14 protein-coding genes and 1 pseudogene are annotated in these 16,088 nt (G+C 39.7%); 5 read left to right on the top strand and 10 right to left on the bottom strand.

Features of this window, described 5'->3' with window-relative positions; genetic code table 11:
* Positions 1–129: 129 nt before the first annotated feature.
* The 5 genes and pseudogenes from NMG86_RS11580 to NMG86_RS11560 form a co-directional block, all read right to left on the bottom strand.
* Entirely contained in the window at positions 130–1,416 is a 1,287-nt protein-coding gene (locus tag NMG86_RS11580) for an aliphatic sulfonate ABC transporter substrate-binding protein (protein ID WP_043938686.1), read from the bottom strand.
* Positions 1,417–1,772: 356 nt separating this feature from the next.
* A pseudogene (locus tag NMG86_RS11575) lies at positions 1,773–2,500 on the bottom strand (transposase family protein).
* 129 nt (positions 2,501–2,629) lie between these two features.
* Positions 2,630–2,938: a hypothetical protein gene (locus NMG86_RS11570; RefSeq protein WP_141296384.1), complete on the bottom strand. Its 309-nt coding sequence runs from the start codon at positions 2,936–2,938 to the stop codon at positions 2,630–2,632.
* Positions 2,939–3,171: 233 nt separating this feature from the next.
* Positions 3,172–3,432 (bottom strand): CsbD family protein, encoded by a 261-nt coding sequence (locus NMG86_RS11565; protein WP_406622101.1) that lies wholly within the window; start codon positions 3,430–3,432, stop codon positions 3,172–3,174.
* Positions 3,433–3,651: 219 nt separating this feature from the next.
* Positions 3,652–4,986, bottom strand: a complete 1,335-nt coding sequence (locus NMG86_RS11560; RefSeq protein ID WP_026797674.1) for a cytochrome P450 — start codon at positions 4,984–4,986, stop codon at positions 3,652–3,654.
* A gap of 82 nt (positions 4,987–5,068) precedes the next feature.
* Between NMG86_RS11560 and NMG86_RS11555 the strand changes: the two genes are divergently transcribed.
* A complete protein-coding gene (locus NMG86_RS11555) occupies positions 5,069–5,707 on the top strand; it encodes a CatB-related O-acetyltransferase (protein WP_026797673.1) in 639 nt (212 codons plus the stop codon).
* A gap of 307 nt (positions 5,708–6,014) precedes the next feature.
* On the opposite strand, the gene NMG86_RS11550 is transcribed toward NMG86_RS11555, so the two are convergent.
* Positions 6,015–7,373: a GH25 family lysozyme gene (locus NMG86_RS11550; RefSeq protein ID WP_026797672.1), complete on the bottom strand. Its 1,359-nt coding sequence runs from the start codon at positions 7,371–7,373 to the stop codon at positions 6,015–6,017.
* 103 nt (positions 7,374–7,476) lie between these two features.
* On the opposite strand from NMG86_RS11550, the gene NMG86_RS11545 reads away from it, so the two are divergent.
* Positions 7,477–8,142: a leucine-rich repeat domain-containing protein gene (locus NMG86_RS11545; protein ID WP_042151777.1), complete on the top strand. Its 666-nt coding sequence runs from the start codon at positions 7,477–7,479 to the stop codon at positions 8,140–8,142.
* A 7-nt stretch (positions 8,143–8,149) separates the two neighbouring features.
* Here NMG86_RS11545 and NMG86_RS11540 read toward each other — a convergent pair whose 3' ends face one another.
* The gene (locus NMG86_RS11540; protein ID WP_026797671.1) at positions 8,150–8,809 is read right to left on the bottom strand and encodes a DUF1361 domain-containing protein; all 660 of its coding nucleotides are present in this window, start codon (positions 8,807–8,809) and stop codon (positions 8,150–8,152) included.
* Positions 8,810–8,972: 163 nt separating this feature from the next.
* Between NMG86_RS11540 and NMG86_RS11535 the strand changes: the two genes are divergently transcribed.
* The 3 genes from NMG86_RS11535 to NMG86_RS11525 are packed head-to-tail and all read left to right on the top strand — an operon-like array spanning position 8,973 to position 11,183.
* Positions 8,973–9,788 carry a M48 family metalloprotease gene (locus NMG86_RS11535; RefSeq protein ID WP_043938690.1) on the top strand — a complete coding sequence of 272 codons (816 nt, stop codon included), beginning with the start codon at positions 8,973–8,975 and terminating at the stop codon, positions 9,786–9,788.
* A 26-nt stretch (positions 9,789–9,814) separates the two neighbouring features.
* A complete protein-coding gene (locus tag NMG86_RS11530) occupies positions 9,815–11,011 on the top strand; it encodes an RNA-guided endonuclease InsQ/TnpB family protein (RefSeq protein WP_337587932.1) in 1,197 nt (398 codons plus the stop codon).
* A gap of 31 nt (positions 11,012–11,042) precedes the next feature.
* Positions 11,043–11,183 (top strand): hypothetical protein, encoded by a 141-nt coding sequence (locus NMG86_RS11525; RefSeq protein WP_193372473.1) that lies wholly within the window; start codon positions 11,043–11,045, stop codon positions 11,181–11,183.
* Positions 11,184–11,218: 35 nt separating this feature from the next.
* On the opposite strand, the gene NMG86_RS11520 is transcribed toward NMG86_RS11525, so the two are convergent.
* From NMG86_RS11520 to NMG86_RS11510, 3 genes are read right to left on the bottom strand one after another with little or no spacing between them, the layout of a single operon-like run.
* Positions 11,219–12,790, bottom strand: coding sequence for a hypothetical protein (locus NMG86_RS11520; protein WP_026797670.1), 1,572 nt, complete (start codon positions 12,788–12,790; stop codon positions 11,219–11,221).
* A 5-nt stretch (positions 12,791–12,795) separates the two neighbouring features.
* On the bottom strand, positions 12,796–13,107 hold the full coding sequence (locus tag NMG86_RS11515; RefSeq protein WP_026786839.1) for a hypothetical protein: 312 nt from the start codon (positions 13,105–13,107) through the stop codon (positions 12,796–12,798).
* Positions 13,108–13,112: 5 nt separating this feature from the next.
* Positions 13,113–15,956, bottom strand: a complete 2,844-nt coding sequence (locus NMG86_RS11510) for a CHAT domain-containing protein (RefSeq protein ID WP_158442150.1) — start codon at positions 15,954–15,956, stop codon at positions 13,113–13,115.
* Between the last annotated feature and the right edge of the window lie 132 nt (positions 15,957–16,088).

Here is a 16,088-nt window from a genome sequence, read left to right as displayed (position 1 = left end):
GCCCCCGTTGTTGCGCTTCAGCGCTCTTAGGAGGGGCTAAAGCCCAACAACGAAAAGGTCGGCTTGATTCCCCGTTGTTGTGCTTCAGCACTCTTAGGAGAGGAGGGGCTAAAGCCCAACAACGTCGGATTAATAAGTCCAGTTTTGCTTAGTCTGCAAACTATAGGTTCCATCCTTCACATTCACCCGCTCAGGAATCAGATCAAGATCCCGAAACAAATTAGCCTGATGCTGTAGGGCATCAAGGGATTGTTCATCAATCGGGATAATCGCCCGTTCAGCACTCCGTTTCTGTAAAGTTTCTAGGATAAATGGATCGATTTCGTGTTGATCTAGCAAACGTTGAGTCGCTTCTAATTCCTGTTTTTTAGCCCAGGCTCCCGCCTCATTGACCTCCTCTAAAATCACTTTTAATAGGTCAGGATAGTCTCGGACTAACTCTGGAATCGCATAGTAATAGGTGGGAACCTCCAAAGAAGCCCTATCCCCAAAAATACTTCCTAGGTCGGCAATGGAACGCCCTGGATAGGAACTTCGGGCTTGAGTGAGTGTGTAGGGAACCCAAACCACCCAAGCATCCACTTCACCCTGTCGGAATAGGGATAATGCCTGGGGCTGGGTCAGATAAATCGGGTCAATATCGCTAAAATCGAGTCCGACTTTCCGCAATGCTTTGATCAATATATAGTGGGCGCTAGAGCCTTTATCAAAGGCAATCTTCTTACCCTTGAGGTCAGCAATAGTCTGAATTGGCGAATCCTCTGGGACTAGAATCGCTTGACCTTTGGGGGCGGTATATTTTTCCTTAGCCACCCGCACAAAGACATGATCCGCCGCCTGGGAGAAAATACTGGCCGTACCACCCCCCCCGCAAAAATCAATTGTCCCGTTACTCAGAGCCTCAATCAGAGCCGATGCCGATAAAAAGCTTGTCCAAGTCACAATTAGCCCAAAGGGTCGCAAACGTTCTTCCAGTAAGGCTTGACTGCGAAGAACTTCAAAATTGGTCATTCCCTCTGGATACCCGATTTTGAGTTGTTTGAGTCGTCGCGCTTGTTGGGCTAAGGGTGTGTTACCCAATTGCGCCGAGCGGTCAGAAAACCAACGATCCAAAGCGATACAAAATACGATCCCCCCGACAAACAATCCCACCGTTTCTAATAACCGAATGCTTGAGTTTTTGGGTGGGTTAGCCTGATTGACCTGACTGATTAGAGGGGAGAGTACATGGCCAGATTCAGGAGTAGCAACAACATTACTATTAAAGGCTAGACTCAAGACCAAACTTGAGGCAAGACCGATGCCAAACTGGACTACAAACTTGGATATAACCAATCTACGAGGAATTGATCGGAATGGTTTTAGAAGATTTTGGTCTTTGTATTTGGGCAAAATATCGCGTAAATAGCTAATCATAATAACTCCTTTGATAAATATAAATAATGGACATTGTTAGATGAATTGGAAATACGAGAATGTAGCCAGGGTGTTAGACTTTTTAACGCTCTTTATATATTATTAGGACTTGTGCAATTATTCTATAGTTTCGGTGATCAGACAGATTTTGAGTGAGGGATAGTGATGGATTGGTTAATTGAAACAATTAAGGTTGCGATAGCTGTTGCCATAGCAACAACCTTTGATGATAATATTTATCTGACTGGCTTCTTTAGTGAAGTTAATCGGACTTTTCGTCCTAAACATATTGTAGTAGGTGAGCTTATTAGACCTCTTGCAAAAAAAATCTATGCTATAATAAAAAATTTTCACTTTCAGACTAAGAGTGTCAACTCATAATTATAAATGGCTGACAACAAATTACAACGAAGACCATAACGGCGACGACGATTTCGATAACGACTCGATAAGATCCTGAAAATTTTGAGGCTCCGATTAACGTGTTCAATCACAATTCGTTGATGAGCCAAAGCTTGATTATAGTCTTTTTCTAAGACCGAAAGATTGCCATTTTTGGGTTTCTTTTTGGGTACATAGCTATTCAAGTGATAATCCTTAATCCCTTGATAGCCACTATCTTGTAAACTATCAGTTTGGGGGTGAAAATGAATTTTGCTTTTTTTGAATAAGCTGAAATCGTGGCAATGTCCTTGTCCAAAATCTGTACAAATAATCTGTTTAGTTTCTTGATCAATTACTAACTGAATTTTGAGCGTGTGATGTTTTTTCTTTCCTGAGTAACATTTTTTCTGTTTTTCATTAAAGTTGATTCAATATTAGCAACAATTCGGCAAATAGTTGATTCTGATACTCCCCAATTTGTCCCAATATGAAAATATGTTCTGTATTCTCGCCAATACTCCAAGGCTACTAAAACTTGCTCTTGGAGAGTCAGGCAGGTGTGACGTCCTCTCCTATCTTTAGGATGTTCTAACCTGAACTGCTCTATGGCATTAACCATTGCTTGAAAGGTTTGAATCTTGACACCAAATCTCCGTTTAAATTCAGGAGGTTTCAAATTTAGATAAAATTGAGTGTTCATCGCAGAGTTATTGTCTTAATTCACTTTCAATTTTTACCATTTTATGGAGTTTTTAGCAAAAGTTTGTGAAGAATGGTTAGTCTCTGGGATTTTATGAAATTGAGCAAAACTCACCATAATACCATAAAATTATTTTGCAAGAGTTCTAATCCCCTGTTGGGTATTAGCATCAAATTGCTGATCGTTTTGAACAACATCGGTTTTCAGATCATCTGTGATGTTAGCAATCGCTTCTTGGGCTTGATCCTTAACATTATTGATCATCTCTTTCGTTTGATTCATGATAGCAATTTGAGTCTGTGCTGGGTTGATGCCTTGGGTTGACAAAGTTGCAGCCCAACTTTCTCCCGATGCCAAACTAAAGATGATAGCACTGGAGATGAAAACAACCATGCCAATAGACAGCAAAAATTTACGAACTTTGCTAAACAAAATCATGTTAATATCCCTAAAAATTTTGATTGCTTTAAACTAACTGAGTTTTTTATTCATTGGCAGATATACCAAAAAATATTGATTCTAAACTGGGGCAAATTATCAAGACTCTCTGGTAAAAGTCGATAAACAGAAATTTCACACTATTTTAGGTATTCAGATTTTATCATTTTTACCATTATTTGAAACCGATTTTACGGGTCAAAAATGGTAAAATTTAAGGCTCAAAAAGGCTTTTAGTCCAGTTTGGCTTTGACTTCATCTTTCACATCTTCAACGGTGTGCATAACCTTTGCTTCTGCCTGTTTTTCCTTGCCTTCAGCCTGATCTTTGGGGTCTCCAGTCACGTTGCCTACGGCTTCTTGAACCTTGCCTGCGACATTTTTGGCGGTGGCTTTTTCTCTATTTTTTAAACTCATATCGGCTCCTTGTTGAATTTGCTGAATCTGATATTTATTAATCTGAGCAGACTTAACAACTCTACTAATAAATTTCATATTTTCATTGTAGTAGCGTTTTTATAAATCCATAAGGTTTTTATGAATTAATACGAAAGATATACCATAGGGAATAGGGAATAGGGAATAGAAATAATACTTCTGGCTGTTTCATATCAGTTGTAAATTATTACAACCTCGGTGCGGATTGCTATATATGTAGGGGTAATTCATGAATTAGCCCTACATATATAGTTAGGGGGGATCATGGATAGCCGATTAATCGTTTAAACGTCTCAACTGCACTTTTAAACCATCCCGGGGACGGGGAGTGGGAATTGTAATTAAGTCTAAAGATTGATTTGGTAACAGTTGCCAATCATAATTTCTGACTAATAATGCCGCAAATAATTTGATCTCTAATTTAGCAAATTCTTTGCCAATACATTCGCGCATTCCGCCACCAAAGGGAACCCAACTAAAGGGTTTAGGTTTATCTTCATTGCGGGTTTCACTAAACCGCTCAGGATCGAATTCTTGCGGTTGAAAATAAACCGTTTCATCCTGATGGGTTTTGGCAATTTGATATAAAATAGACCAGTCTTTGGGGATAAAATAACCGTTATATTCACAATCTTGAATTACTTCTCGAAACCCACCCCCAACCGGAGGCACAAACCGCAATACTTCTTTCATCACCTGTTCTAAATAGGTCATGGATTTTAAATCTTCAAAGGTAATCGGTTGAGTGGGATCAAATTGTTGTTGTTCGGCTCTAATTTTTGCTATAATATCAGGACGCTGACCGACTTCTAAACAGAAGGATGCGATCGCAGAAGTTAAGGTTTCATGTCCGGCAAATAATAGGGTTAAAATCTGATCTTTGAGTTCTTCAATACCGAGTTGATTTCCGTCTTCATCCTGGGCTTGTAATAATAATCCCAGGGCATCTTCCCCAGACTGGGGTTGTTGCTGACGTTGACGAATTAGGGTTTCTATTTCTGTTAATAATAACTGACGACATTGCCAACCCCGATTAAATTTTGTTCCGGGTAAACGCAGGGGAATAGTAAATAGTCCATTACACCAATCTTCAAATAATACTTCTAAATTGGTATCGGTAGCTTGCTGTTTTCCAATTAATAATTTACAGGCAATATCAAAGGTATATTTCCGTAATTCAGGATACCAAATTAAGGTTGATTTTTGTTCCCATTTATGCAAATAACGATGGGTGAAATCTTCCATAGTCGTAGCATATCCGGCTAAAGCTCTAGGCTGAAATGCTTGGGATAAAATTTTACGGCGAGACTTATGAATATCTCCCAATTGCATTGATAATGATCCCTGTCCTAATAATATTCGGGTACTTAGGGGCCAAGCCACAATAAAATATTTATTCTCATTTGCAAATAAAAACCGATTGGCTTCTGCACCCATCATAATCACAGTGGGACGACCAAAAAGATGGGTTTTAAAAATTGATCCATATTGTTTTTGTCGCTTGTCAGCAAAATCAGGATCTCGCAAAAAACTAATGGTTTCACCAATGATCGCAAAACCCAACTTACCAGGGGGCAAAGGGAGAGAAGTTATAGATTGAGTTGATGTCATTGTCAGGGTAATTGCTTAACTGGAATTGAAATGATAGGATTGAGTAATGATCAAAATGCTAACACTATTTCCTCAAAAGATCATGAATTACGGCCCCTCTCCTCAAACCCGTTATCCCATCCCCGAACAAACTCGATTAGTCTATCTGAAAACAATCATTAAAAATCCGAATATTATTGTCGGGGATTATACTTATTATGATGATTTCGAGAACCCAGAAAACTTTGAAAAGAATGTTTTATACCATTTTGACTTTATCGGAGATCAATTAATTATTGGTAAATTTTGTTCCATTGCTTCCGATGTTAAATTTATCATGAATGGCGGCAATCATCGCACAGATTGGTTGACAAATTATCCTTTTCCTGTATTTGGAAATGGTTGGGAATCTGCCATGCCTGATTCTTGGCCGTTTAAAAGAAATACGGTGATTGGTAATGATGTTTGGATCGGATATGGGGCTACAATTATGCCCGGTATTAATATTAGAGATGGGGCGATTATTGGGGCTCAATCGGTTGTTACCCGTGATGTTCCTTCCTATAGGATTGTGGGGGGAAATCCCGCCCAAGAAATTCGTAAACGGTTTGAAGATTCTATGATTGAAGACCTATTAAATATCCGATGGTGGGATTGGGATATTCAGAAAATTACTCGCCATCTTCACGCTATTTGTGGGGCGGATATTGAGGCGTTACGTCGGGCTTTTGACTCTGAGTAAAGAATGGGGCCTTGGCGGTTGCTATACAACAACCCAGTTTTTGTAATAAGATAGCTTGCTTAATTATATTAAGTTTAAGGGGAGATTGAAGTGCGATCGCTCTTGGGAATCTAGGGAGTTTTTAAGGTGGGCAATGGTTTTTAATAACTGATAACTGATAAGTACCTAAACAAAATTAATTACACATCCTCTACCCTGGCCCTCCCCCCCTAGCCCCCCGTGCACGGGGGGTTTGGGGGGGCTGTTCCGGTGTTCCCTCTCTCAACTAGGTAATTTATTTTGTGCAACTACTTAACTGATGACTGATTTAGGGTTTTCTCCACTGTCTGACAAATTCATCTAAGGTAGCCGGAGGAATTTGACTTTGTAACCATTCTAATGCCTTTACCTGGCCGGGTAAACCCTTATAGTATTTACAGACATCCTCTAATTTAATACTAGGTGGTGGTAAAGTTTGTTGATTCCATTTTTGAGCTAATTCACTTAAGAGGGTAGGTGAAATTTTCTCTTGTAACCAACGCAAGGCTTGATCTTGATTAGGCAAACCTCGATAATATTTGCAAACATTAATGAACTTTACAGAAACAGTTGGAACCTTTGTTTGGTTTCTCCAGAGTTTAGAAAATTCTAATAATATAGTCTGGGGAATTTGTGGCTCGAACCATGTTAGCACTTGATCCTGATTGGGAGTTCCTTTATAAACTTTACAAATATCAATCAGTTCAATACTGGGAATAGGCGCGGGTTCTGGTGTGGGTACAGGTGTAGGTACAGGTGTAGGTACAGGCGTAGGTACAGGTGTAGGTACAGGCGTTGGTACAGGCGTTGGTACAGACGTAGGTACAGGTGTAGGTACAGGCGTAGGTTCGACACTTCCCACAGGTAGAACAAAAGAATCGGAGGGCCCCATCAACGCCGTCCAGGTTTTTAACCCCGCGACTCCATCCGCTTGTAACTGTTTTTTTTGTTGAAATTTGATTAAAGCAGTTTCCGTACCATTGCCAAAACTCCCATCAATAATTCCTGGATCATGACCTTGATTTTTTAGCAGGTTTTGAATCTTTTCAACTTTTGTTCCCTTATCCCCTCTGCGAATACTTTCAAATAAATTAACATCCACACCCCCACTAATTCCATCAACTTGGCCCTGATCTGTAAATTGCCAAAATACCCAGGTTTTCCAACCGCCAGGAATAATTGGTTGTTCGGCCGTGGTATAATGGGCAATCCACAGAGGATAATCGGAAAAACGAGTAGTATTAAGTTTTTGCCAAAACCCAGGATAAGTATAAATAATCGGACGAAAACCCGTTTCCTTTTCAATCACATCAATCCACTGTGCGGCTCGATCACAGAGGGTTTTGGCATCTACGGTTCCCATGGTTTCAATATCCAAGACCGGAGGCAGATCTCCATCTTGAAGTTTAACAATTTTCAGAAAATGATAGGCTTGTTTAATCGGATCACTATCAGGCTTAAAAAAATGATAAGCACCCCGAATTAAACCGTTGGCTTTTGTTTGTTCCCAATAGCTGGGGAAAACTTTACAAACAAAGCTTTCTCCTTCTGTTGATTTAATCACAGCAAAGGAAATCCCAGAACGGGCAACGGCTTGCCAATCTACTATAGGCTGGTAATCTGAAACGTCAATACCCCGAATACTCATTAGTTTAGAAGTTGAGGAACAAAGAGCTATCGTGTCGTCAATACTAGAGTTAAAAAGTAACTTGTACTATTCTACCACAATTATTCACCGAGGATTTATCAGGATGAACAAACCCTTGACAAAAAGGACAATTCCACAGAAAGTCGGGAAATTTTTATTAATGTTAATGGTTTTGGGTTTACCCCAGGCAAGTTTAGCCCAATCAGAGGCGAATTCCCAGACCTTTAAAACCTTTCAAGATTGGTGTTTGAATCGTCAGCAATTGTCACCAGAGGCAAAAAGAACCCTTGATGTTTTATTGCAGAAAGTGGGAACTTCAAATTGCGATCGCGCCAATCAAATGATGGCGGAACAAAAAATGCTAGATTTAAGTACATTTCTCCTCTCGGATTTAAGTCCATTACAAGGATTAACCCAGATCACTGTCTTGAAATTAAGAAATAATCATATTTCTGATCTGACTCCCTTACAAAGTTTGACTAATTTAGAAGAATTGGATTTAAGTTATAACAAAATTACGGATATTAGTCCCTTAAAATCCTTAACTAAATTAATCCGAATTAATCTCAGCTATAATCAAATTTCTGATGTTTCACCACTTCAAAATTTAAAGGTTGTCAGTGAAATCAATCTCAATAATAATCAAGTGGTTGATATTACACCATTAAAATCCTTGAATAAAATTCGTTTTTTGTTTGTTCAAAATAATCCTCTAACATCAACTGAATGTCCGATTAATCCTAAATATATTTGTCGATTTGATACTTAATTCCGATTTACCTTTGGGGAAATTCATCCGAGTCTAATTCATCTAATCCTGAATAAATTCGTTTTAACTGAAGAATTAATCCCAGGGTAACTTGCTTCATTAATGTATAGGATATTGTAATGAATAAAAAGGTAATAATTACCACAAACAAAGGTTTTTTATCGGTTAAATCATCTAAAGTTTGCAAGAAAACCACATCGGGTTGAGTCACCAAATCCCAACTATTAAACCGTCTAAATCTTCCCAAATAAACCCCAATCGCACATAAAAGATGAGTCATGATTTCCGCAGCAAAAATATATTGTTTCACCCCTTGCCTTTTTAAATAATGCCCTTGATTAATTAACGATAAAACATAGAATTGTAAACCCGCCATAATTGCAAAAACATGGAGTGGAATAAAAATTAAGGTAATTACCCAAACCGAATACCCAGCCTGAATAATCCGAATTAAATGAATAATATCTGTGAGTAGATAGGGAGCATTGGGTAAGAAAGCAATAAAAATAATATAGATCATCCACCAACCCCAATTTCGAGTCATCACTTTTCTGCGAAATAACCAAAAACTCAAAGCCCAAGGAATAAATGCCAGGAACAGATTCCAAATAATCCAACCACTGTGTCGGTCAAATATCTCCAGTGTATTTGCTAACATTTCTCGCATGATGTTTTCAGGTTTCTGATGAAATTATTCTTGTTTAGTATAACAACTCGATTCTCAAGAATTCCGTAAAACCTATTATTTTGGGTGATATTCCCCCTATCCTTAACACATTTAGGACTATAATAGAACTCAAAACCAACAGTTACACCGGAGAAAAATTGCCATGAATCTATTTAAAACCGTTGCTTTACTAGGATTATTAAGTGCCCTTTTAGTTATGATTAGCTATTGGGTGATTGGCGGAACTGGCGGTCTATTGGTGGGTATCGTATTAGCCGCGATAACCAATTTAGGAAGCTGGTATTTTTCCGATCAAATTGCCCTCAAAGCCTATAATGCCCAACCCGTTACCCCCGAACAGGCCCCAGGATTATATGCGATGGTACAACGATTATGCGATCGCGCCAATTTACCCGTACCCGGAGTTTATATCGTCCCGACTCCGGCGGCCAATGCCTTCGCCACAGGTCGAAATCCCAAAAACGCTGCTGTTGCTGTCACCGAAGGAATTATGAATCTGTTACCCGAAGATGAATTAGAAGGCGTCATTGCCCATGAATTAAGCCATGTTCAAAATCGAGATACCCTCACCCAAGCGATAGCTGCAACCATCGCGGGAGCTATTTCTGGACTCGCTCAATTTGCCAGTTATTCGATGTGGTTTGGAGGTTCACGGAATCGGAATCAAGGGGGAAATCCCATAGGATTATTATTAACAATAATTCTAGCTCCTATGGCTGCTACTGTGATTCAATTAGCTATTTCTCGAACTCGCGAATTTTCCGCCGATGCGCGGGCGGCTAAATTAACCGGAAATCCTAAAGCTTTAGCCAGAGCGTTACAACGGTTAGATGCTACGGCCAGACAAATTCCCATTGAAGGAAATCCCGCTTTTGAAGCTCTATTAATTATCAGAAATTTTGGGTTTAAAACCCCGTCGTTCCACGACGGCTTTTTATTCTATTTTAGAGTATACTAAAGAAGTGATCGTAAACAACAAAAACAATGAAGTTAAGGTATCAATATAGAATCTACCCAACAGACCAACAAAAGAGGCTAATGTCTCAATTGTTCGGTTGTTGTCGTGTGGTTTTTAACGATGCCTTAGCTTACTGCCAAGAACAATACCGTGCGGGTAACAAAAAACCTTCTAGTGGTGAACTCTCTAAAAGACTTACAGAACTCAAGAAAACCGAGGAAAAAGAATGGTTAACAGAAGTTTCCTCGGTTCCCTTGCAACAGTCTTTGAGAGATTTGGAGCAGGCTTATTCTAACTTTTTTAAATCCTGTAAAGGACAGAGAAAAGGCAAGAAAGTTAAACCCCCTAAGTTTAAAAAACGTAAATCTAAGCAATCAGCTAGATTTACCGACAATGGGTTTAAACTCTATCCTAACTCTAATTACATTCACCTGGCTAAAATAGGTGATATTCAAGTAATCTGGAGTAGGGAATTACCCGCAGTTCCTTCTAGTGCTACCTTAATCAAAGATAGTGCTGATAGGTATTTTGTCAGCTTTGTCGTTGAATTTAATCCTCAACAATTACCTGAAAACCAAAATTCAGTAGGAATTGATTTAGGTATCACTGATTTTGCTACATTAAGCAACGGTGAAAAAGTTAAATCACCTAAACCTTTGAAGAAACAATTAAAGCGTTTAAGGAAATTACAGCGTAATTTGTCAAGGAAACAGAAAGGGAGTAAAAGAAGAGAAGTTGCTAGAAAGAAATTAGCTAAACTTCACGCTAAAGTTTCTGATACCCGAAACGATTTTTTACACAAACTTTCAACTCAGATTATTCGTGAAAATCAAACAATAGTCTTGGAAGATTTAAATGTGTCAGGGATGATTAAAAACCGAAAACTATCCCGTGCAATTTCCGATTTAGGTTGGCGTAGTTTTAGAACTATGTTAGAAGCTAAGTCAGTTATGTACGGGCGGGATTTTCGTGTCATCGATAGATGGATTCCTACTTCTCAAACTTGCTCTTGCTGTGGTTTTCGTGGTGGTAAAAAAGAGTTAAATATTAGAGAGTGGACTTGTTTAAATTGCGGTACATCTCACGATCGTGATGTTAATGCCGCAGTAAATATTTTAGTCGCCGGAGGGCTTTCGGAGACTTCAAACGGACGTGGAGGCAGACGTAAGACTACCCTTGGCGGTAGCTGTAGCCCGCGAAGCGTCAACCCATCCAGTATTTGAGCAGCTATCAATTTTTGATCTGCTTAAATAGATGGAATCCCCGTGCGTTCACGCCGGGGCGGATGTCAAGAATAGTTTTTCAGGACAAACCATGGCTAGTTTATTTTCAACTCATCCACCAACGGAAGCTCGAATTCAAGCCTTACTTAAGTTGGATCAACAAATGTCTTGATTCAGATTTATACAGAATACGGCAAAATTAGAGTTTCATTGATGCGGACGTGCAGAATCTTCGCGCTTCGTTTCAGTCGTATTTGTCGCCGCTTCCGGTTCCTGGGAAATGGTATTAATTGGTTGACCTGGAGAACTGGGTAAGCTAACCTGAGTTTTATTATTACCAATTCCTCCTGACAACCTACCTTTCACTCCCGCTATGAAGCTTTTGCGGTACATCCACCCAGAAGCGATACCCCATGCACCTAACCCCGCTATGAAGCTAAAAAGGATAACAGCTGTGAAAGTATTTAGAGAAGTAGAGGTAAAAGGTTTGTCAATGTTTATTTTCTCTGGATTCTGGTCGATCCAATAGGGGGCGCTAGTTGCGACTACGCCTGCTGCACCTATGCCAAAGCCTACGGATTGGATGGTTTTTTGGAGGTTGCGATCGCTCTCTGCTTGCTCTATTTCCACTCTTCCTCGGATAGCATCTAAGGCTTTTTCTAGTAAATCCGATCCCTTTGCAAAATAGTCCAAATCTGCTTGAATTTGCTCTTCAAAAATATGAGCATTTTCGTCTGAGAAATTCTCCAGAAATCTTAAATCTTCTTGTGGGTATTTTTTTTGTAACAGCTTTATCTCTCTTTTATAATTTTGAAGATTGATTTTAAGAGGAAGGCGGTAGTTATCCAAGTCTCTGATGAACTCAACGTAACTAAAATTAAGGCTAGGAATGCGCTTAAGTGCCTTTTTTAATTCCTCTAAATTAGTCGCATCTAAGGTTTTATCATCGGGTAAACTTTCAACAATAGCTATTTCTGCTTTTATTTCTTTATAGCTATGCGAGAGGACTTTATAGACAGATCGACTTAATTTATATGCCTGGATAATTTTAGCACGATAGCAAAAAATATCAACTAAATTAGGATATTCTTCTTGTAATTTTGTGTCGGTTTCAGGAGTGACGAATACCCAAACTAAAACGTGACAATAATTTTCTAATTCATCGGGAATTCCATACTCAAAAATGGGACTACCAAATAGTTCACCCGATCGGTAAAATGGAGGAGTCTCTAACTTGTCAGGAATAAAAGCTCGCAAGCATTTATCCGCCAAAGATTGCAGCTTTTTTTGGTCTTCTCTTGAGTTCCAAAATTGCCAAGTTTTCTCTGGAGTGTACCAAAGAGTTAACAATAATGTTTGACCTAGAGAAGCGTTAACTTTGCTTGGCATCCAGCATTCGCTAGGATGCAAGCGTTTAAAAAAGTCGATATCTACGTCAGCAGTTTTAATTCCCTGTTCGTTTTTTTCGGGACGGCGGACATTTAATGCTAAGGCAAAAGTGTCGTGAACTCGGACAGGATAAGCAATGCCTGTGATTGGAGAATCTGACCATTTTTCAAATAAAATGGAGGCATCGTCTTCGGTTTGTTGAGCAGAAAGTTCAACTCGATATCCGGGTTTGTCTTGGATATGAATTTTTTGATTAATCCCGAATTCTTTTAAGATGTTTTCGCCTTTCTTAAATAGTTCTTTGAGATTATCTTTTTGAGGGTCAGATTCTTTTCGCAACTGATAGGCAAACAAATGAACATTCGGCGCATAGATTTTAGGAGGAGACATAAAAGTTATTTCCCCTTTTCGATCTTTTTGAGTTTTTGTTTCACTGCTTCGCTTAATTCTTGAAATACGTTACCGACACCTGTTTTGGGTTGAGCTTTAACTTTAGTAACTTCTTTGTTACTTGGTGCAAACTTTCTAAGCTGTTCTCTGATATCTTTGTGGTTGCGTAACCATTCATTCAGAGTTTCCTCTATATTTTGTGAAGGTTCGCTGCTGACGGATTCTAAGGCTCGATCCAATTCTCTTAAACAGTCTGTTTCAATGTTTTCCATTTTTACAAAGTTTGGGAAAGCTAATAAGAGAGGATTTGTAGTCATAATTTTTACTTTCCTATAGCGCAAAATGCAGCCCAGAAAACCGGGCTTTCAAATGGTGTTTCGTCAGAATCGTAACTTTCAAGGAAACCCTTGATATGTTGAGTTGACTCTAAATCTAATTTTAATTTACCAATCCATTCTAGCAATTTAGATTGGGTAGCATCCCGCAGCCAAATTTGGGCAGTATTGAGGGCTACTGCCATATCATCGGTTGCCAGATTTTCATAGAATTTAATCATTAAAAACGCCGTCGCTAAGTCATTGACTGACCACAAACTGGAGAGTACCCCCTGACTACCAGCATACAAAAAGCCTGTAGCCAAGCCAATACAGTCATCACTCTGCTTGGTTGTGTCTGTCAACCCGGTTTCGCAAGCGGAGAGGGTGACGAGGCGACATTTAGGTAAGTTTAGTGTAGCAAAAATGTCTTGCAGAGTTAGGCATTTGGCGGGGTTGGCTTGTCCCCCGGAACGCAATCGGAGAGATTTTTGCCCGGTGGGGGTGGGTGAGTCCGTTGATTCTATCGCTCCTGCTAAGATTAGGGATGAAATTAGGGGTGTCTGGAAATCAAAGGAACCGTGACAGGAAAAGTGGACGTAGTGCGCTTGGGCGATGGTTTCTAGGTTATCAAGGAGGGCGGTTTTGGTGGCTTGTTGTTTGCTTAAAATGTCGGCGGGTGAAAAGTCACGTTTGATGGTTTCTACTTCTATATCTGTGTAGTCAAGGTCTTCGGTAGGATTTTGGATGGCGAACAGGGTGCGGGTAGCGGCGGGTGGGCGTTCTCGCTGTTGTACCCGTTGCAGGAGTTGACAACTGGGGGCGTATCGCACGCCTTTTTTGAAGCAATCTAGCAGACAAGGGTTAGCGGGGGGTTCCAGATGGGGAGTTTCTGGGTTAAATCGCTTCCAAGTTTGTTGGCTAACAGATAAGGCATGAAGGGGGAATAGATGCAAATAGCGGTGGGGAACTAGAATCAGGGAGTCACAATTGGCTAGGGCGGGATGATGGAGAATTTCATCAAAGCGCAATATCTGGGAAAGACTATTCAGCGACTCGGAAAGATTATCTTGCCAGGTTTCGGTGTCGTTAAATAAGGCTTCGAGATACTGTTGATTCCACGCTTCCAGCTTTTCTAATTCGGCTTTTTCAAACTGCACAACTTCCAAATTTGACTGGGTGACGATGAATATTTGGAAACTATCTGTGCCAATATACCACTCTAAAATAGCGGTGTGGGAGTCAATCAAATCGCGGATTTCGGCAACGGTAATAGATTTGACTTCTTGAGTGAGGGTGAAGGCGGGATCTAGTTCCTGACACTGGGCGAAAACTGCATCGAGTTGGCGCTGATATTCTTGCAGGAGTTCGCGCTGTTGGGCGATATACTCGCGGGTGAGGCTGGATGTTTCGCTGCTACGAAATCCCTGGAAACTGTCGCGATTAAATGTGCTGTTATTATCGGCTTGGGCTAGTAATTGCCGTATTGATGAAATGGTGCTTCTTAGGGTGCGTAATTTCTGTTTGAGTGAATCATCAGCGCCTTTGGGTTCAAGTTCGGAATTTGCTAGTAGTTCGACTAAGTTGCGGGATTTGCTGCGTTCGACGGTTTCGAGGGCTTTTTCAATTTGTCCGTCATTGATGCAGGCTTGCACCATATTGATATAGACATCTATGGCGTTCAATTGGATTTCTTGACGGGCTGCTTCGTTGGTTGCCCATTCCCGACTTTGTTCGACTGCTGCTATTGCTTTTTCATAACCTTGTATGGCTACTGTCCAGTTTTCAGTAATAAAAGCAGTGTCACCTAACAAAAGACCCGATCCAAAACATTCTACTGGTAACAATGCAGGAATGAAAATTTCCAGAGACAATTGCCAACATTCAGTAGCCGATTTAATTTCACCCTTTTCTTTGTAAATGAGTCCTAAAATACGTTGAGTAAATGCCCATTCATAAGGATTTTTTTCACGGATGTGAACTTGTAAAGCCTCTTGGCTATGAGTGAGTGCTAGTTCTAAGTAATCTAGTCTTTCACCCTTACTTATAAAGAGATAAGTGGCTGCTAGGTTATGTTGGCTCTTTGCCCAATCTAGGGGAAACTCTTCACGGGTAAAAACCTGTAAGGCAGATTGACAATATTTAATTGCTATTTCCTCATTATACGCATTATTTTCTGATATTTTTAGGGAGATATCTACTAAGTTATTTTGAATCATTGCCCATTGTCGGGGAAATGCCTCACGGCTATAAACTTCTAAGGCATCTTGATAATTGGCAAGCGCCAACTCTTGATTATATGCTTTTTTCCCTCTAATTCTTTTAGCGTAAGCCATTGCCAGATTATTTTTAGTTCTTGCCCAATCTTCAGGAAACTCTTCACGGGTGAAAACTTCTAAGGCATTTTGATAAAATGCTAATGCTTGTTTGATATTTTCTGTTTCATCGCCCAAAATTCTATCCCTATAAGCATTGCCCAAATTATTCTGAGTGCTTGCCCAGTTTAAAGGAAATACCTCACGGCTATAAACTTTTAGCGTCATCTCAAGACCTGTAATAGAAATTTCTATGTTCTGGGCTAGGTTGCCTAAAGGGAACTCTTTGATTAAGCTACTAAAATTGCTAATAATATCAGTAATTATTAAAGGTGCTGGATAATCTTCTGTGTCTATAATTGCTGTTGTCCAGTCTCGCCATAAGATCCTAAACTCCTCATTTAGTTTGTCTTGATTTGCTGTTAATATTGGGTAAAATCCTTGGGAAGTATCATTACCTTCTAAAATTGCTTGTAAAATTTCTAACCAAAAAGCTAAATAGGTTTGTGAAGTTTTATTTACTGCATCCTTGTTCATAGCTATTTCCATTATGTGTAACCTTCAAAGTATCAGCCCTGATTTCTGCAAACTTCCACTCAGTCTCTTTTTTTGAGTTCAAACTACACAAATAAAGTCCTAGCAGAGAGGGACTAAGAGATAACAAAATCT

The sequence above is a fragment of the Planktothrix rubescens CCAP 1459/22 genome (assembly GCA_904830895.1).
GTDB lineage: Bacteria > Cyanobacteriota > Cyanobacteriia > Cyanobacteriales > Microcoleaceae > Planktothrix > Planktothrix agardhii.
Note: the sequence above shows the minus strand (reverse complement) of the source record. Positions and strands in the feature narration are given on the sequence as shown.